We start from the raw sequence: 17,293 nt of genomic DNA on the forward strand, positions 1-17,293 counted from the left end.
CGCGTCCCGGGCATACGGCCGCCGGCTACGGTTTCGGCGGTTGGCCGAAGTCGACCCGTACCGTTTCGAAGCCTTTGAACCGCTGCCCGGCTGCGAACGCCGTGTAGATCCGCCGGTCGGCCTCGGTCAGGTCGGCGGCGTCGGTGAACGGGGCGAGCAGCGCCCGTGGCCACAGCCGGTAGGTCGCGATCATGTTGAGCTCGGCGCACAGCATCAGTACGAGCGCCTGCAGGTAGATCCAGGCGAGCGCGGCGAGCACGAGCCCGAACGTGCCGTAGAGCGCGCTCGCGTGGCTGAGCCGGGTGCCGACGTACCGGGCGCCGGCCGTCTGCAGGACCATCCAGAAGGCCGCGGCGATCAACCCGCCGGCGATGACCTGGCGCAGCCGCAGCGTCCGGGCGGTCAGCAGCTGCATCGCCGCGGTGAACAGGGCGGCATTGATGACGAACGTGAGCAGGTACCCGAGCAGTTGCAGGCCGGGGCCGGACCGGCCGGTGAGGTCGTGGGTGAAAGCCACGAACGCCGTCGCCGCGGCCGACAGCAGCACCGCGCTGCCGAGCATCAGCAAGAGCCCGAGGCTGCGCAGCCTGGACCGGATCGGATTGGGCTGTTCGTTGCGCGGGATGCCGTAGATGTGGTTGAACCCGGCCTGCGCGGCCTGCATGGCGCCGAGCCCGCCGTACAACGCGCCGATGATGCTGAGCACCAGCCGCGTACCGCTGCCGCGCAACCCACTGACGTTGCGCTCCAACTCCGGTCCGATGGCCGGCACATCCCCCACCGCCGACTGCACCAGTTGCTCGTGCAGGCCGGGGTTGGCCTCCAGGACGAAGCCCAGCGCGGTGAGGAACAGCAGGGTCAGCGGGAACAGCGAGATGAAGCCGTAGTAGGTCACCATCGAGGCGAGATACGGACCGCGGTCGTCGACGAACTTGTAGACCACCGCGAGCGGGAATCCCAGCCAGGCGTGCCGGCGCTGGTAACGGTCCAACCACGCGACCACCGCGGCCCCCTACCCCGTCGCCCCGGCATCACGCGCCGCCGCCGCGGGGGTCCGCGAGCGGTCTCAGGGTCGGGTCCGGGACGGCACCGGATGTGCCTCGGTGCCGCCGAGGGCGAGGCTGGGGCGATGCACAGCTTCGCCCTCGGCGGCTCACGACCAGGATGGTGGCGAGATGGCGGTAAGGACGCCGGCCAGGTCCGGCAGCTCCCGGGCCGACCTGTGGGTCATGGCCGGGTCGGGGATCGCCACCGTCCTGCTGACCCGGTGGTTCCTGGCCACGGCAGGCTACCCGAAGCTCGGCGGCGGCGGGCTGCACATCGCCCACGTGCTGTGGGGCGGGCTGCTGCTCGCCGTCGCGCTCGGCACCACGCTGGCGTTCCACGGCCGGCCGGCGCGGGTGACCGCGGCGGCGCTCGGCGGCGCCGGGTTCGGGCTGTTCATCGACGAGGTCGGCAAGTTCGTCACCGAACGCACCGACTACTTCTACCCTCCCGCCGCGGGCATCATCTACCTGACGTTCGCGGTGCTGGTCGTCATCGTCGTGCGGCTGCGCGCGCCGGGGCACCGCACCCAGGACGAACGCACCGCGGAGGCGTTGCGGATCGCCATTGACGGCGTCGGTACGGGCCTGACCGCCGAACAACGCGCCGCGGCGCTCCGCCTGGCGAACGGGCCGCCGGCAGACCCGGGGACCGCGGACCCGGCAGCGGACCCGGGGACGGGTCGGCGGGCGGTGGACGACGCGGTCGTGGCGCTGGTCGAGGCCCTGCCGCACCGCGACAGCCCGTGGGCGGCCCGCCGCCGGGCGCTCGCCGCACTGGCCCGCCGCCTGGTGACCCGCCCGGTCGCCGCGGTCGCGGTCGCCGGCGTGTACGTGCTGCAGGTGCCGCCGCTGGTCGGCGCTCCGATCGAGGCGCTCGCCGGCGACCTGCGGGCGACCCGGGAGCTCGGCGCCAGCCTCGCCATGGTGGCCGCCGCGGCCGTCGCCGCCGCCCTGGCCGTGCGCGCCGGGTTCCTGTTGCGCGCCGACCGGCACCGGGCGCTACGGCTGCTGCGCGCCTCGGTGCTGGTCGACCTGCTCGCCGGTCAGGTGTTCAAGTTCACCGCCCTGCAGTTCGACGCGACCGTCGGGCTCGGCCTGTCCGTGCTGCTGCTCGCCGTGCTGACGGTCGAGCTGCACCGCACACCCGGCGCCGCGCGGTGAAGCCCGGCGGGGACCGGCGCAAGCCGTGCAGCCAGATGAGGCCCGGCGCAAGCTGTGCAGCCCGGCGAGACCCGGCGCCGCGCGGTAGAGCCCGGCGCCGGGTCAGCAGCGCCGGTCAGGCGGCCGGCGCCCCGCGCAGCATGTCGCCCCAGCCGGCCTGGATCATGCTGGTGAAGCGCCACTCGCCGCCCGTCTTCGCCATCACGTCGACATACCGCATGTGCTGCACCTGCTCGCCGGTGGTGACCGTGCTGTCGGTGACGACGACGGCCAGGTCGGCGTTGAGGAACACCGGCCGGCGGTGGTTGTCCAGCCGTGGCCGCGGCTCGCTGACCGCCATGCCCATCGCCTGCACGAACGTGTCGCGGTCCCACTGCTGGGCCACGCACTCGCCGGCCGAGTCGTTCGTCGTCACCGTCAGCGGGAACAGCGCCACGTCGGCCATGCCCTCGACGTCACCGCGCTCGGCGAGCGCGTCGTAGGCGGCGAACCAGTCCAGCAGCCGCGTGACGTCCTGGTCGGCGGGCGTGTAGGCGGCGCTGGTGATCGGGCTCTGCTCGGACAACGTCACTCCCTCGGGTCATTTACTCTTTACGGCGTAGAGAGTAACCGGAGATCAGCCGTGCGGCAACTGCCACGCACGAGCGCCACCCGGGCCCGGATCAGGCCGGTCGATGCTGGTGCTGAGCGAGGGCGGCTCAGCAACGACGACGCTCACGGTCCGCACCCGGAACCGGGCCTGAGCCGGCGGGCCCGGACGCCGGCTGCTCTCCCGGCTCCCGCGCCGCGGGGATCTCGACGGCCAGCCGCGTGCCCTCGCCGTGCGGGCTGTCCAGGGTGATGCAGCCGCCGAGCGCCTCGACGCGGTCCTTGAGGCCGAGCAGGCCGGTGCCGCGGGTGAAGTCGGCTCCGCCGGCGCCGTCGTCGCGGACCGTGACGCGCAGGACGCTGCCGGCGATGTCCACGGTGACCGCGACGCTCGAGGCGCGCGCGTGTTTCGCGGCGTTGGTCAGTGCCTCGGCGACGATGTAGTACGTGCTGACCTCGATCTGCTCCGGCAGCCGCCCCACGTTGCGGATGCCGAGCTCGACCGGGATCGGTGAGCGGCGGGCGAGCCCGCGCAGGGCCGGACCGAGTCCGCCCTCGGTGAGGATCCCCGGGTGGATGCCGTGGGCGATCTCGCGGATCTCGTCCACGGCGCAGGTGGCCAGGGCGACGGCCTGGTCGAGCTGCTGGCCGAGCGCGTCGAGCTCCGGTGGCACGTCGGCCTGCGCGGCGCGCAGTTGCAGCGCCAGCGCGACCAGCCGTTGCTGGGCACCGTCGTGCAGGTCCCGTTCGATGCGCCGGCGCGTCTGGTCGGCGGTGGCGACGATCCGCGCCCTGGAGGTCGTGACCTCGGCCCGGCTCTCGGCGTTGGCGATGGCGGTGGCGGCGAGTTCGGTGAAGCCGGCCAGTCGCTGCTCGGCGTCCTCACCCAGCTGATCGCGGCGGGCGGTGGCGGCGACGGCACCCCAGAGGCGGCCCTCGACCAGGATCGGGCTGGCGATCACCGACTGGTGTTCGGTCGGGGCCGGGCCGGACGCCGGGTGGCAGCGCGCGGCGCGGCCGGTGGCCTGGACCGTCGCCATGGCCGAGCGGGGGTCGAGGACGGTCCGCGCGCCGACTTCGGCGGCGCCACGCCGTGGGCCGGTCGTCGAGGCCGATGTGTGCCCGGCGCCGAATCCTCCCATCACCGTCGCGGCACCGTCCGGCTCGAACCGTACGATGGCCGTGCTTTCGGCGTCGAAGAGCGCGCCGACCTCGTCCGCCACCGCGGCGAAGACAGGGTCAGGACCGGCGCCGCGGGCGACCAGCGTCGCCACCCGCCGCAGCGCCGCCTGCTCGTTGGCGATCCGCCGGAAGTCGGCGTAGAGGCGGGCGTTGTCGAGAGAGACGGCGAGCTGGCCGGCGATGAGCTTGACGGCGTCGAGTCGCTCGGGGCTGAAGGCGCCGCGGATGAGGCGGTTCTCCAGCAGCAGCACCGCCTTCAGCGTGCCGCGGTTGACGATCGGCACGGCCAGCAGCGAGCAGCAGCCGAGGTCGGCGAGGTACGGGTCGCGGGCGAACCGGTCGTCGCGGGTGGCGTCGCCCACGACCAGCGGCTCGCGCGACCGCTGGACGTACCGCAGCACGGACAGCGGCGCCGCGCGTTCGTGGCCGGTGACGCGGACCGTGTCGGTGCCGCTGCCGCCCGGTGCCAGCAGCAGCCAGTGCTGCCGGTCGTCGCTCCACAGCACCAGCTGTACCTGGGTGGCGCCGGTGATCGCACCGAGCACCCGGACCAGCTCGGCGTGCAGCCCCTCGACGCTGGTCTGCGAGCTCAGCGCCTGCGACGCGGACAGGATGCCGAGCAGGTCGATCGTCCCCGTCGTGACTGAGGACTGCCCGATGTGCGAGCCGCTGGGCTGGTCGGGTGGCGGCCGCAGGGTCGGGTAGGCCCAGTCGAGTTGGTGGACCTTCGCGGTCGCGCCCCACGCGAGGTACCGCTGGCGCGCGTCGAGCAGCAGGCGCCGGCCGGCATGCTCGACGCCGCGGGCCAGGCAGAAGCGCGCCGCATGCTCGGCGATCAGCGCCTCGTGCCACGGGCGGGCGCGCTGCATCGCCTCGTACCGGGCGGCGTCGAAGGCGAGGACGGCGGCGTGGAAGTCGCCGACCGCCCACGCCCGCTCGGCCTCGACCAGCCGCAGCAGATGCAGGAAGTTCGCCGGCGCATCCGCGGCACGGTCGGCCAGCCACCGGGTCACCTCGTCCAGTTCCGACAGCAGCCCGCCGCGGTCCTCACCGCGGCTGTTCCGGACCTGGTCGGCGAGGGTCAGCCCGCGCAGCAGATGGGCCAGCGCGGTCGGGTAGAGGCCCGGGGCGGCCGGCAGCAGCGGCATCGCCGCCGCGGTGTGCTGCGCGAGGCCGACCGGATCGCCGAGGACGGCGGCGGCGAGCGCCCGGTTGACGTGCGCGTGGAACAGCGCCAGCGGGTCGTCGGCGTACCGCTGCGGCGCTCCCTCGGGGGACGCCGGGGAGCACTCGCCGCGCAGCACGTCGGCCAGCCACCGGTACGTGTCCAGCCATCGGCCGGACTGCTCGCTGCCGGTGCGCCGCATGAAGGCCAGCCCGGCCTCCACCTCGGCGGCGCAGCTGTCCAGCAACGGCGCGCTGTCCAGCAGCCCCACGACGGTCGCGTAGTAGGTGAATGCGCCGTGGGTCAGGTCGCCGCCCGCGACGAGCCCCTCCCGGGCCTGCCGGCCGGCCTCGACGGTGTTCTCGAGCGGCTCGAACCAGCAGGACCGGAGTGCGGACAGGAAGCGCACTTGTGAGGTGCCGGGCTCGTAGCCGTGGAACTCGCCCAGCGCCAGCACCCGCCGCAGCACCCGGTATGCGGTGGCGTAGTCCCCGCGCAGCACTGCCACGGTGGCGGCGGCGCCGACCGGGCCGACGAGGGTGGGGGCGGGGCCGTGCTCGAGCCACATCCGCAGCGCCTCCAGGCTCAGCCGGCTGTACGTGTCGTAGTGCGCGGCGAGGTAGGCCGCCGTCAGCACCGCGGTCAGCAGGTGGGCCGCGGCGAGCAGCGCCGGGTCGGTGAACTCCGGTCGGGCCAGCTCGTCAGCGTCGCCGGTGCGATCCAGCCACCGGTACAGATCGTCGAGGCCGGCCGCGAGCGGGTCCGCCGCCGGGACGGTGACGCCGAGCTCGCGCAGCGAGCCGAGGCCGAGGTCGATCGCCTCCGCGAGCCGGCTGCGGTGGGTCAGGCTGCGGACCTGCACGCAGGTCGCGCCGGCACGGTCCATGACGCCCGTGGTCAGGTCCACGATCGCGCGGTACTCCTCGTCCGCCTCCTCCAGGCGCCCCAGGCCGTACAGCGCGGCGTGGCGGCCGATCCGCACCTCGACGAGCGTGGCGGTGTCACCCGGGTCGACCAGCCGCAGCGCCCCGCTCAGCAGCGCGTTCGCCAGCGCATGGTCCCCGATCGCCACCGCCTGGCCGGCGGACCGGCGCAGCAGGTCCACCACCCGGCGCCGCTCCGCGGGGTCGCCGACCGCGTCGACCACCGGCAGGTACTGCTCCGCCGCGACCGCGAACAGCTCCGCGACGGCCGCCAGCCGCCGCGCCATCGCCAGTTGCACCGAGCGTCGCCGCCGCGGACCCAGCCCGGCCAGCACCACCTCGTGGATCCGGTCGTGGCGGAACCGCACCGTCGGCTGTGCCCCGGGCTCCAGTACCAGCGGGCCGTCGTCGAGGGCGGGCGCCAGCCGCTGCTCCATCATGTCCTCCGGCACGCCGGTCGCCGTCCGCAGCACCCAGAGCTCGGCCCGGCCGCCCAGGCACGCCATCGCCTCCACCAGCCGCCGGGACGCCGGCGGCAGCGCGTCCACCCGCGCTGCGAGCAGCCCGCCGACCTCGGACCGGCCCAGGTGCGCGCGCACGGCCGCCGCGTCCCACTGCCACCCGGCGGCCGTGACGGTCAGCACCCCGTCGCGGCGCAGCGCGTTGAGCAGCTCCACCGTCTCGTACGGGTTGCCGGACGTGTACGGGTGGATCAGCTGGCCCAGGCCCGCCGCCCTGGCCGGGTCCACGTGCAGCATCTCGGCGACCATCGTGACCGTGCCGGACAGCGGCAGGTTGACCAGTCGCAGGTGCCGCACTCCCGGCAGCCCTCGCCACTGGGCCAGCGGCTCCGCGAGCGAACGGGCCGCGTCCATGTCGGCGTCGCGGTACGCGCACACCAGCAACAGGCCGTCGATCGGCTCCTCGTTCAGCAGCATGTCGACGGCGCCCAGCGGCGACGGTCCCGCCCATTGCAGGTCATCGATGAACACCACGACGGGCCGTTTCCGCGAGGCGACCGCGCGCAACGCATCCACCGTCACCCGCTGCGCCCGTACGTGCGCACTCAGCGGATCCCCCGGATCGGGCGGCACCCCCAGCAACGCCGCGAACTCAGGTGCCACCGCGGCCAGCAGGCCCGCGTTCGGCTGGACCGCCGCCAGCACCCGTTCACGGACCTGCGCGAGCTCGTCCTCCGGCTCGGCCAGCAACAACCGGCCCAACGCGCGGAACACCTGGCGGACCGCGTCGCACTCCAGATCCCGCCGGTACTGGTCGAACTTGCCCGTCACGAACCAGCCGTCGCCGCCGGTCACCACCGGCCGCAGCTCATTGACCAGCGCCGTCTTGCCCACCCCGGACGCCCCGCCGACCAGCACGCCGCGGCACCGGCCGGCCAGCGCCTCCTCGAACGCCTCGGCCAGCACGGCCACCTCCGCGTCGCGTCCCACCAACCGCGACGGTGGCAGCAGCCGCAGCGGGACGTCGTGCTCGCCGACCCGCAGCCCGGTCGCGGCCCTCGGGCCGCTGTCACGCAACCGCTGCAGGTCGTTGAGCAAGCCCTCGGCGGTCTGGTACCGGTTGTCCGGCTCCTTCTCCAGCAGGTGCATGATGATCCCGGACAGGGGCCCCGGCGGCGGCGCCGGCACCCGGGCCAGATGGTCGTGCGTGAGGCGCAACGGATCGCCGGCACCGAACGGTGGCGCACCCGTGGCCAGCTCGTACAGGGTCGCGCCGAGCGAGTACAGGTCGGCCCGGTGGTCGACCGACCGGCCGGTGCGCCCGGTCTGCTCCGGCGCCACGTACGGCAGCGTCCCCACGATCTCGGTGTGGTGCGTGAACCGCGGTCGCAGCTCGGCCAGGAACGAGGCCAGGTCGAAGTCCACCAGGCACGGCGCGCCGGTGCAGTCGACCACGATGTTCGTCGGCGCGATGTCCCGGTGCAGCACGCCCCGCCGGTGCATCCCCGCCACCGCCCGGGTCAACGCCACCGCCAGCTCGATCAGGTCGTCGACCGCCAGCGGCTTCGCCGCCCCGGCCAGGCTCTCGCCGCCCACGTCCGCCATCACGATCGACCCCGGCAGCTTCGGTGCATCCACCAGCTGCGCGACCCCTTCGACACCGCGCAGCCGCTCGAGGATCGCCACCTCGTGCTGCACCCGCCGCTGCGCATCCGGGCCCAGCGGCTCCTTGCGGATGACCGTGCCGCCCCCGGCCACGGGCACCCGGCTCACCCGCGCGCGTTCGCTCTCGTGCAGGGTGCCGACCTGCGCCGGCAGGCCCCACCACGCCAGCTTCCGCTCCGCCAGGCCGCCGCCCGGTCCCATCCGGCACCTCCGGTTCCGGTAGGTCTATGCCCCTGCTTACACCCATTTGCCCGCAGCGGCGAGCACCCCCGCGGGTGGGCCAGACCACCGTTGCCGGTGTTGCCGGCGTTGCCGGTGGCCATCCGTACGTCGGCGTCGTGGAGACCGGCGGATCGACTCGGGTAAGGCGTTCCGCCTGGCCACGCCGCTCGAACGGGCCGCTCGAACGGGCCGCTCGAACGGGCCTCCGGTGGGTACAGGGCCTCGGACGAACGCCGCCCGATAGAGGAGCCGAAACGATGATCACTCGTAGTGGCGCACAGCCGTCCACTCCGGGCCCTGCCGAGTCCTTCACCGGCGACGTGACGATCCAGCCGCTGTTCGGCGCCGAGGACGCCGCACCGTACACGGGCGCCGCCGTCACCTTCGCGCCCTGCGCCCGGACCGCCTGGCACACCCACCCCGGCGGGCAGCGGCTCGTGGTCACCGACGGCGCCGGCCGCACCCAGCAGTGGGGCGGCCCGGTCGAGGAGTTCCACGCCGGCGACGTGGTGTGGTGCCCGCCCGGCGTCAAGCACTGGCACGGCGCCGGGCCCGACGGCCCGATGACCCACCTCGCCCTCACCGGCGTGCGGGACGGGCAGGTCGTCGAGTGGCTCGAGCACGTCACCGACGAGGAGTACCGCGCGCTGTGAGCCGCGGTCACGGGTGAGGACAGGTCAGGCCGGCACGCCGGCAGCGGCGAGCACCCCGAGCGCCGGGGCGGCCGCGATCGCACGTTCGGTGACCGGACGGTCGACGCTGGGACACTGCGGCGCTTGCAAGCCGGCTTGCGGTGGTGCTTGAGGGGGGCGGCAAGCCGACCGCAAGTGCTCACCAAGTGCGTACCGGCAGAGTGCTCACCATGACGAACATGACCACGTTCTGGGCCGGCCCGACGTTCACCGCCGCCACCACCGACGCCTGACGTACCAAGGGTGGGTTCAGCCGGCGGAGAAGTCCAGCCGCAGGCGGGTGCCGCCGCTCGAGGTCCACTCCGCCGGGGTGCCCGAGCGCAGGGACGCGCCCATCGCGTGCCAGTCGCGCTCCGGCAGGCCGACGACGTAGCCGTCCTCCATCGCGTCGACGGTGACCGTGGCGCCGCCGCGGATGAACAGCAGGAAGTGCACCCCCGCCTGGTTCTGTGAGCGGGGACGTCCGGCGGTGACCTCGCACGGCGCCGGCTGGTCGGGCCACCACACCCGGACCCGGCCGGTCATCGTGGTGTACCAGGGCACCAGCGCGAACCTCGGCGGCATCTGCCGCCACAGCCCGGCCATCGTGGCGCGCCGCTCCCGGTCGACGATGACGGTCACGTCGCCGGGGCCCTCCACGACGAGGACGCTCTCGTTGATGAGGGTGTGGACGTCGTCGAGGACCGTGGCGCCGGCGTACGCGGCGGGATCCGCTCCAGCTCGCGCAGCGACGGCTCCCCCGCCAGTCGCCGCCAGTCGCGCAGCTGCGCGGCGAAGGCCGCCAGGGCGGTCGGTGTGGATACCGGAAAATCGTATGCCGCCGATGCGTGACCAGGCGTCCGGCAACTGTCCGGAGATCTGACGCCCACCCGCGGGCGGCGAACCGGCGGGCGGTCAGGACGGTGGGCAGACGGCGTGGGCGGCGGCCAGGATCTGCTCGGTGACCGGGGCCGGGTGGGAGACGAGGGTGAGGTGCGAGCCGCCCGGCACCTGCAGGACCTTCGCGTTGGCGCGGCGGGCCATCGCCTGCTGCGACTCCGGAGTGATGATCTTGTCGGCGGTACCGATGACGTACCAGGACGGGATCGTCTGCCATGCCGCGGCCTTCGAGGGGGTGGTGAACGCGCGCATCGTCGCCGGCCGTTGCCCCGCCCACAGGGTCGTCGCGACCGGCTTGGGCAGGTCCTGGCCGAACGACTGCAGGAACACCGGCTGCTTCAGGTACAGCTCGGCGTCGCCGGACGGCGCGCCCGGGTACAGGACCTGGTCGTACAGGGCGGCGGGCTGCGCGCCGAGGGCGGAGGTCGCGCCGCTGAGCTGGGCGGTGGTCTCGCCGATCGCGGGCGCGGCGGCGTCGACGTAGACCAGTTGCTTCACCGCCGGGTTGTTCGCGGCGGCGTTGGTGATGACCGAGCCGCCGTAGGAGTGCCCGACGAGCACGATCGGACCGTCGATCGTCTTGAGGAACGCGGCCAGGTCCGCGGCGTCGCCGGTGACCCCGCGCAGCGGGTTGGCGAAGGCGCGCACCACGTACCCCTCGCGCTGCAGCCGCTCGGTCACGCCGTTCCAGCTGGAGGTGCCCGCCCACGCGCCGTGGACCAGAACGACCGTCGGTTTCGCGGCGCAGGCCGCGGGTGCGGTGGCGGCCGTGGGCGCCGGTGCCGCCGCGGTCCGCGGTGGGGGGCCGCTCGCGCCGATGACACCGAGGCTGGCCACGGCCATGACCGTGGCGATCGAGGCCACTGCCGGGGTGCTGCGCAACGCCTTCATGTCGTGCCTCCCGCTTCAGGCGGCGATCCCCGCGTGGTGCAGCCGGTGCACGACGGCGGGGATGCCGAGGTCGTCGATCGCGAGGTCGGTGGTGGTGTGCGGGTGTACCGCGGCGGCGAGTGCGGTCAGGACGTGGCCGGGCGGCACCTGCACGGTGGCGGTGATGCCGAGCTCCGGCATGAGGCGGGCGATGTCGTGCCAGCGGACCGGCTGCCGCACCGAGCCGGCAAGGTCGTCCAGGACCGCGCCGGTGTCGTGCGTGAGGCGGGCGGCCGGTGGTGTCGGCGAAGTAGGCGCGCCGCTGCTCGCCGTGGGACTCGCGGGCGAGGGCCGCGGCGACGGCGCGGGCGGTGCCGGCCTGCAGCGGGCCGTGCGAGGCGACGGTGACGCCGAGGTCGGCGAGGTCACGGGCGCCCGCCGCCGGGGCGAGCCGGCGCAGCGCGTCCAGGGCGGCCCGGGCGCCGGCGACCACGATCTGGTCGGCGGCGTTGACGTTCACGATCCACAGTGGACTCTCCTCAGTGGACACCTCGATGGCGAGCCGCTGCACGGCGTTCGGGGCCCCGCCGAACCCGGACAACCGCCCTTGGTGACCGTGGACGAGTTCGCCCGCGCGTCCATCTGCAGCGTCGAGCCGATGAACATGTCGATCGCGTACTGCCCGGCGAGCTGGCACAGGACCAGGTTGCCGTGCCGGTCCGCGGCGGACGCGCACAGCAGCGCCACGTCCGGCCGCAGGTCGACCAGCATCCGCGCGTACAGCTCGACGTAGGTGTGGATCGCGTCGACCGTCACCGTGCCGTCGGCGGCCAGCTGCGCCATCCGCACGCTCTGCGGCCCCGCGTACGCCAGATCCAGCCTCGAAGCGATGCCCTGCTCGAACAGGTCGAGGTGCTCGGCGCGGGACACCGACCCGATCAGCATGTGCAGGTCGTGCAGCCGGCCCGGGTCGCACCCGGCCAGCGTCCTGGACAGGAAGTCCGCCTGCTTCTGGTTGTCACCCTCGAGGGCGACCGTGTCACCCGGGTGGATGACGGCCTCCAGCACCTGCCGCAGCTCTGCGGGCCGGATCAGCTTGCCGTCGGCGTGCCCCGCGGCCGCCGCAACCCGTCGCTGCTTGGCGGTGCGCCGGCTGTCCCACACGCGCTCGCGCGTCACCGTCTCGTTCATCGGCTTACCACCCATCAGGGGGTTCCGGTGCGTCGGTCTCCCACCGTACTGCGCGAATCCCGTTGCGCCACAAGGCTTCCACCACGTTTGTCCGCGGGCTGAGCGGGAACAGGTGGGCGCCGCCCAGCCGGCCGGCGTGAGAGTGGGCAGCGGCAGCGGCGGGTTTGCTCTAATCTGCCGGGCATGTCGACAGGGGCCAAGGTCATGCAGATCCTCTTCATCATCGCCGGGACGCTGTGTCTCGGGCTCGGTCTGCTGGGATCGATGGCCGAGGAGGACGGCAAGACCACCGCCGAGTGGACGTGCTACCCGCCGAACCAGACGACGCCGCAGCGGTGCGCCGGCTCCACCCGCGACAACGGCCGGCAGCTCCCGACCCAGTTCATCCTCGCCGGCATCGGCCTGCAGATCGCGGCGGCGGCGTGCGCCATCGGCGGCCGCCGGGACCACGGCGCGCCGCCGCCGGTGCCGTACGCGGTGCCGGGCCAGGCCGCGTTCCCGCCCCGGCCGGTCGTGCCGGGCAGCCCGGTGCCGCCGGCGACGGGGCAGCTGCCGCAGCCCGGCTGGCCGTCCTGAGGCGCACTGCGGCCACGCCGACCTCAAGCCGGACTGGGCCGAGCCACGCCGCCGGGGCCCAGCCTTGCCGAGCGACGCGGCCCGTGGTGCGGATGCGGGGTAGCGCTCCCCGGTGACGAGGAGATGACCGCGTGCCGGGCGGGCGGTGCTGATCACTGGCTATGCTTCCACGATGGGATTCGCATGGTGATCGCCGTCGCGGCGGCGAAGCACCGCTGCTGGTCGTTCGAGGACCAGCAGCAGTTCGAGGCGGCCGCCCAGGAGTTCCTCGCCGAGGGTCTGGCCGCCGGCGAGCGGATCTGGTTCTGCCGGGCCGGCGGCCCGGGCGGGATGGCCGCCTGGCTCGAGCAGGCCGCGCGGGCGCACCCCGGCGCCGTCGAGTACGTCCCGCTCGACACGGCCTACCCGACCGGCGGGTGGCTCGACCCGGCCGCCCAGGTCGCCAGGTACACGGCGGCGACCGACGCCGCGGTGACCGAGGGCTACACCGGGCTGCGGGTCGTCGCCGACGACACGCCGCTCGTGCGCACCCCTGACCAGCTGGCCGCCTTCGCCCGCTACGAGACGCTCGTCGACCGGTACATCGCGACCGCGCCGTTGCGTGCGGTGTGCGGATTCGACCGCGGGCGCGTCGGTGACCGCGCGATCGCCGAGCTGGCCTGCCTTCACCCGCACAGCGACCCGGCGAACGTGCACTTCGCGCTGCGGGCCGGGCCGCCCGGCGGGCCGGCGGCGATCCTGTCCGGGGAGCTGGACCCGGCCGCGGACGAGCTCCTGCCTGCCGCGCTGGCCCACGTGCGGCCCCAGCCGACCGGCGGCAGCATCGTGTTCGACGCGGCCGGCCTGCGGTTCGTCGACCATCGCGCGCTGCTGCACCTGCACCGCTACGCCGAGCAGGCGCAGGCCGAGGTGGTCCTGCGTACCTCGCTGGGCACGGTCGACAGGATCGTCGACCTCGTCGGCATCACCCGCGTCCGGACGGAGCCGGTCCGATGAGGACGGGAGCGGCGGCCGGGCACACCGGCTACTTCCACGAGGCAATCCGTTACGACTCCGACGAGCACCTCCTCGCGGTCGTGGTGCCGTTCCTGCTCGGCGGGGTCGCCGCCGGGGAGCCGGCCATGGTCGCGTTCGGCGCGCGCAACGCGGCGCTGGTGCGTGACGCGCTGCCGGCCGGCTGCCCGGTGACGTTCCTTCCCGGCGGCGACGTGTACGCCCGCCCCGCCGCGGCGATCCGCTCCTACCGCAAGCTGCTCGCCGAGCACGTCACCGCGGGCGCCGGGCAGATCCGCATCGTCGGGGAGCTGTTCCCGGAGCACTTCGGCGCCGTCTGGGACACATGGGCACGGTACGAGTCGGCGATCAACCACGCGTACGACGAGTTCCCGCTGTGGAGCATGTGCGCCTACGACGAGCGCACCACCCCGCCCGCCGTCCTCGCCGACGTCGACCGCACCCACCCCCGCACCGCCCGGCCTGGGGACCGGCACGAGCCGAACCCCGCGTACACGCCCCCGGAGGAGTTCCTGCTCGAGAACCGGCCGGTCGTCACGGACCCGATCCAGCACGGCGCGCCCGCCGCCGAGCTGCTCGACCCGTCACCCGCGCAGGCCCGCGACGCGGTCCGGGCCGCCGACGACGGCGGTACGCCCGCCGGGCAGGTCAAAGAGCTCATGCTGGCCGTCAGCGAGGCCGTCAGCAACGCCCACGTGCACGGGCAGCCGCCGGTGCGGATGCGCGTCTGGACGGGCGACGGCCGCATGGTCGTCACCGTCGAGGACCGCGGGCCGGGTCCGAAGGACCCGTTCGCCGGGATGCAGCCGGTCGCCAGCGCCACCTCCGCCGGGCTCGGGCTGTGGATCGCGCACCAGACCTGCAACCACGTCAGCCTGCACCGCGGCCCCGAGGGCTTCACGATCCGGCTGACGGCCGGTCCGCTGCCCGCCGGTCCACCGCTGCCCGCCGGTCCGCCGCCCGCCGGTCCGTTGCCCGACGGCTGAGCACGCCGGCGACGTTCAGAGCGGCGGGCCAGAGCAGCACGACGGTGAGCACCCGCAGCCACGCCTGCGCGTCCAGGTCACCCGACAGCAGGTGCCGGGCCGTCGCGTACGGGGTGAGCCACTCCCGCAGCCCGCCGGCGGCGCCGAGGGCGAGCCACAGCACCAGCGGCAGGAACGTGGCCACGAACGCCACCGGCACCGGCCGCAGCAGCAGGCCCAGCCCGGTGCCGACGAGCTGGGCGATCACCTGTACCAGCAGACCTCCCACGACGGCGGGCGCCGCATGCCGCCACGGGTGCGGCCCCGCGACCGCGACCGCGCAGGCCGCGGCCCCGAACAGGCCGACGGCGGCGGCCACCAGCACCGCCGCCAGCAGGGTCGGCCCGAGCGGTGCCCCGGCCGGCTCCCGGCGCACGTCGCGGACCAGCAGGATGCCCAGCAGCGGCAGCAGCGCCGACATCAGGCTCTGCACCGGGTCGCTGAGCGCGGCGAACGTCCGGTCCTGTGCTCCGTCACCGGCACCGGACGCGGCGGCCGCCGCCACACCCAGCAGCAGGGTCCCCGCGATCAGCCACCGCCGGGCGCGCGTCCCGGCGCACCGGCGCAGCGCGTCGTGCCATGTCGTTTCGTTGCCCACCAGGTCCACGGTGCGCGCCGGCCGCCGGCCGCGCATCGGCCGATGTGCGCGCCCCGGCCACGACTTTGGTAGGTCCCGCCCGCGGGCCGTACCTCGTAGGCTTCGGCGCATGTCGGCGCTGCTGTTCGAACTACTGGTGCCGCAGCCGGGCAGCCCCCGGTCGGCGCGGCGCGACCGGGTCGCCGATGCCGTCGCGGTCGCCGTGGCCGCCGCCTACGGCGCGGTGATGGTGCCGCTGGGCGACGCGACGCAGCCCGGCGCGGCGATCCCGTGGCAGGTCGACGTGGCGATCGGCGCGCTGTGCGTCCTCGGCCTGCTCGCCCGCCGGCGCCGGCCGCTCGGGGTCGCGCTGGCGCTGCTGCCGTTCGGGGCGGTGTCGGTCATGGCGACCGGCGCCGTCACCGTCGCGTTGTTCACCGTCGCCATCCGGTACGGGGGTGCGACCGTCGCCTGGCTCGGCGCCGCCAACGTGGCCACGGCCGCCGGGTACTTCCTGCTGCAGCACGACCCGCCGTTCCCGCTGTGGGTGGATCTGCTGCTGCGCTCCGTGGTCACCGTCGCGGCCGTCGGATGGGGACTGTTCGTGCAGGCGTACCGCCGGCTGACCCAGTCACTGCGCGATCATGCGGCACGGCTGGAGGCGGAGCAGCACCTGCGGGTCGAGCAGGCACGGCTCACCGAACGCACCCGCATCGCCCGGGAGATGCACGACGTCCTCGCCCACCGCCTGTCGCTGATCAGCCTGCACGCCGGCGCGCTGGAGGTCCGCACCGACGCCGGCCCGCAGGAGACCGCGGCGGCCGCCGGCGCGATCCGGTCCAGCGCGCACGCGGCGCTGCAGGAGCTGCGGGCCGTCGTCGGCGCCCTGCGGCAGGGCACGGCGAGCCGCCCCGAGCCGCCGCAGCCGGGCCTCGGCGACCTGCCGGAGCTGCTCGGCACCGCCCGCGCCGCCGGCATGACGGTCGGCTACACCTGCCACGTGCCGGTCGACGGCCCGGCCGTGCTGCTCGGGCGCACCGTGTACCGGTTCGTCCAGGAAGGCCTCACCAACGCCCGCAAGCACGCGCAGGGCGCCCCGGTCCAGGTGCTCATCGACGGCGGGCCCGGCGACGGCCTGCGGGTCACCGTCACCAACCCGTGCACGGGGGCCGGCCGGCCCGCCGTTGCGGGCGCGGGCCTCGGCCTGGTCGGGCTGCGCGAGCGGGTCGCCCTGGCCGGCGGCCGGGTCGAGCACGGCACCGACGGCGGCACCTTCCGGCTCCAGGCGTGGCTGCCGTGGCCGGCGTGACCCCGGACCGGCCGATCCGGCTGGCGATCGTCGACGACGACCCGCTGGTGCGCGCCGGGCTGCGGTTCCTCCTGGGCGGCTCGCCCGACATCGAGGTCGTCGCCGAGGCCGGCGACGGCGCGGAGGCCCTCACCGCCGCCGACGCCCACTGGCCCGACGTGATCCTCATGGACATCCGCATGCCGCGGCTGGACGGCCTGATCGCCACCCGGCGCATCCGCAGCCGCCCATCGGCACCGCAGGTGATCGTGCTGACCACGTTCGACACCGACGAGTACGTCCTGGAGGCGCTGCGCGGCGGCGCCAGCGGCTTCCTGCTCAAGGACACCCCGCCGCGCGACATCATCGCGGCGGTCCGCACCGTCGCCGCCGGCGCCGCCATCCTCTCCCCGACCGTCATCCGCCGCCTCATCGACCACGTCGCCGACCCGCACGCCGGCCCGCGGCGGGCCAGCGCCCGCGCCCGCCTGGCCACGCTCACCGAGCGGGAGCACGACGTGGCGCTCGCCCTCGGCCGCGGCCTGTCCAACGCGGAGATCGGCGCCGAGCTCGGCATGAGCGTGCCCACCGCGAAGGGTCACGTGTCGCGGCTGCTGGCCAAGCTGGAGCTGAACAACCGGGTGCAGGTGGCCCTGCTCGTCCACGACGCGGAGCTGTCCCGCTGACCGGAGGGTCGCCGTGTGCCGCAATCGCCAGCCGGTCGTGCGCATTCCCGAAAAATCGTGACGGAGTCGTGATGCGGTGCGC

The 17,293-nt window shown here is 74.6% G+C and carries 15 protein-coding genes; 7 read left to right on the forward strand and 8 right to left on the reverse strand.

Annotated elements, in window-relative coordinates; all coding sequences use genetic code 11:
- Nucleotides 1-25 precede the first annotated feature (25 nt).
- The gene (locus AB0H83_RS08635; protein WP_360089093.1) at nucleotides 26-1,003 is read right to left on the reverse strand and encodes a YihY/virulence factor BrkB family protein; all 978 of its coding nucleotides are present in this window, start codon (nucleotides 1,001-1,003) and stop codon (nucleotides 26-28) included.
- Between the two features lie 172 nt (nucleotides 1,004-1,175).
- Here AB0H83_RS08635 and AB0H83_RS08640 point away from each other — a divergent pair, with 172 nt between their 5' ends.
- Nucleotides 1,176-2,207, forward strand: a complete 1,032-nt coding sequence (locus AB0H83_RS08640; RefSeq protein WP_360089096.1) for a hypothetical protein — start codon at nucleotides 1,176-1,178, stop codon at nucleotides 2,205-2,207.
- 115 nt (nucleotides 2,208-2,322) lie between these two features.
- On the opposite strand, the gene AB0H83_RS08645 is transcribed toward AB0H83_RS08640, so the two are convergent.
- Together AB0H83_RS08645 and AB0H83_RS08650 are read right to left on the reverse strand one after the other, a co-directional pair.
- Nucleotides 2,323-2,772 (reverse strand): hypothetical protein, encoded by a 450-nt coding sequence (locus AB0H83_RS08645; protein ID WP_360089099.1) that lies wholly within the window; start codon nucleotides 2,770-2,772, stop codon nucleotides 2,323-2,325.
- 133 nt (nucleotides 2,773-2,905) lie between these two features.
- On the reverse strand, nucleotides 2,906-8,392 hold the full coding sequence (locus AB0H83_RS08650) for an AAA family ATPase (protein WP_360089102.1): 5,487 nt from the start codon (nucleotides 8,390-8,392) through the stop codon (nucleotides 2,906-2,908).
- Between the two features lie 278 nt (nucleotides 8,393-8,670).
- Here AB0H83_RS08650 and AB0H83_RS08655 point away from each other — a divergent pair, with 278 nt between their 5' ends.
- Complete coding sequence (locus AB0H83_RS08655; RefSeq protein WP_360089105.1) at nucleotides 8,671-9,066, forward strand: cupin domain-containing protein; 396 nt, start codon at nucleotides 8,671-8,673, stop codon at nucleotides 9,064-9,066.
- A 288-nt stretch (nucleotides 9,067-9,354) separates the two neighbouring features.
- Here AB0H83_RS08655 and AB0H83_RS08660 read toward each other — a convergent pair whose 3' ends face one another.
- The 4 genes from AB0H83_RS08660 to AB0H83_RS08675 form a co-directional block, all read right to left on the reverse strand.
- On the reverse strand, nucleotides 9,355-9,744 hold the full coding sequence (locus AB0H83_RS08660) for a hypothetical protein (RefSeq protein ID WP_360089108.1): 390 nt from the start codon (nucleotides 9,742-9,744) through the stop codon (nucleotides 9,355-9,357).
- A gap of 255 nt (nucleotides 9,745-9,999) precedes the next feature.
- Entirely contained in the window at nucleotides 10,000-10,875 is an 876-nt protein-coding gene (locus tag AB0H83_RS08665) for an alpha/beta hydrolase (RefSeq protein WP_360089111.1), read from the reverse strand.
- A 15-nt stretch (nucleotides 10,876-10,890) separates the two neighbouring features.
- Nucleotides 10,891-11,094: a hypothetical protein gene (locus AB0H83_RS08670; protein WP_360089114.1), complete on the reverse strand. Its 204-nt coding sequence runs from the start codon at nucleotides 11,092-11,094 to the stop codon at nucleotides 10,891-10,893.
- Nucleotides 11,095-11,370: 276 nt separating this feature from the next.
- A complete protein-coding gene (locus AB0H83_RS08675; protein WP_360089117.1) occupies nucleotides 11,371-12,045 on the reverse strand; it encodes a malonate decarboxylase subunit alpha in 675 nt (224 codons plus the stop codon).
- A 183-nt stretch (nucleotides 12,046-12,228) separates the two neighbouring features.
- On the opposite strand from AB0H83_RS08675, the gene AB0H83_RS08680 reads away from it, so the two are divergent.
- From AB0H83_RS08680 to AB0H83_RS08690, 3 genes are all read left to right on the forward strand, one after another.
- Entirely contained in the window at nucleotides 12,229-12,621 is a 393-nt protein-coding gene (locus AB0H83_RS08680; protein ID WP_360089120.1) for a hypothetical protein, read from the forward strand.
- A 183-nt stretch (nucleotides 12,622-12,804) separates the two neighbouring features.
- Nucleotides 12,805-13,617 (forward strand): MEDS domain-containing protein, encoded by an 813-nt coding sequence (locus AB0H83_RS08685; protein WP_360089123.1) that lies wholly within the window; start codon nucleotides 12,805-12,807, stop codon nucleotides 13,615-13,617.
- A complete protein-coding gene (locus AB0H83_RS08690; protein WP_360089126.1) occupies nucleotides 13,614-14,621 on the forward strand; it encodes an anti-sigma factor RsbA family regulatory protein in 1,008 nt (335 codons plus the stop codon). Before AB0H83_RS08685 ends, AB0H83_RS08690 begins: the two co-directional genes overlap by 4 nt.
- Here AB0H83_RS08690 and AB0H83_RS08695 read toward each other — a convergent pair.
- Nucleotides 14,533-15,258, reverse strand: a complete 726-nt coding sequence (locus AB0H83_RS08695; RefSeq protein WP_360089129.1) for a hypothetical protein — start codon at nucleotides 15,256-15,258, stop codon at nucleotides 14,533-14,535. The two genes, AB0H83_RS08690 and AB0H83_RS08695, sit on opposite strands and share 89 nt — an antisense overlap.
- A gap of 109 nt (nucleotides 15,259-15,367) precedes the next feature.
- Here AB0H83_RS08695 and AB0H83_RS08700 point away from each other — a divergent pair, with 109 nt between their 5' ends.
- On the forward strand, nucleotides 15,368-16,546 hold the full coding sequence (locus AB0H83_RS08700; protein ID WP_360089132.1) for a histidine kinase: 1,179 nt from the start codon (nucleotides 15,368-15,370) through the stop codon (nucleotides 16,544-16,546).
- Nucleotides 16,534-17,211 (forward strand): response regulator transcription factor, encoded by a 678-nt coding sequence (locus tag AB0H83_RS08705; protein WP_360089337.1) that lies wholly within the window; start codon nucleotides 16,534-16,536, stop codon nucleotides 17,209-17,211. The genes AB0H83_RS08700 and AB0H83_RS08705 overlap by 13 nt, the downstream gene beginning before the upstream one ends.
- The last annotated feature ends 82 nt before the right edge of the window (nucleotides 17,212-17,293 follow it).

The organism is Dactylosporangium sp. NPDC050688 (genome assembly GCF_040654515.1).
In the GTDB taxonomy this organism is placed as follows: domain Bacteria; phylum Actinomycetota; class Actinomycetes; order Mycobacteriales; family Micromonosporaceae; genus Dactylosporangium.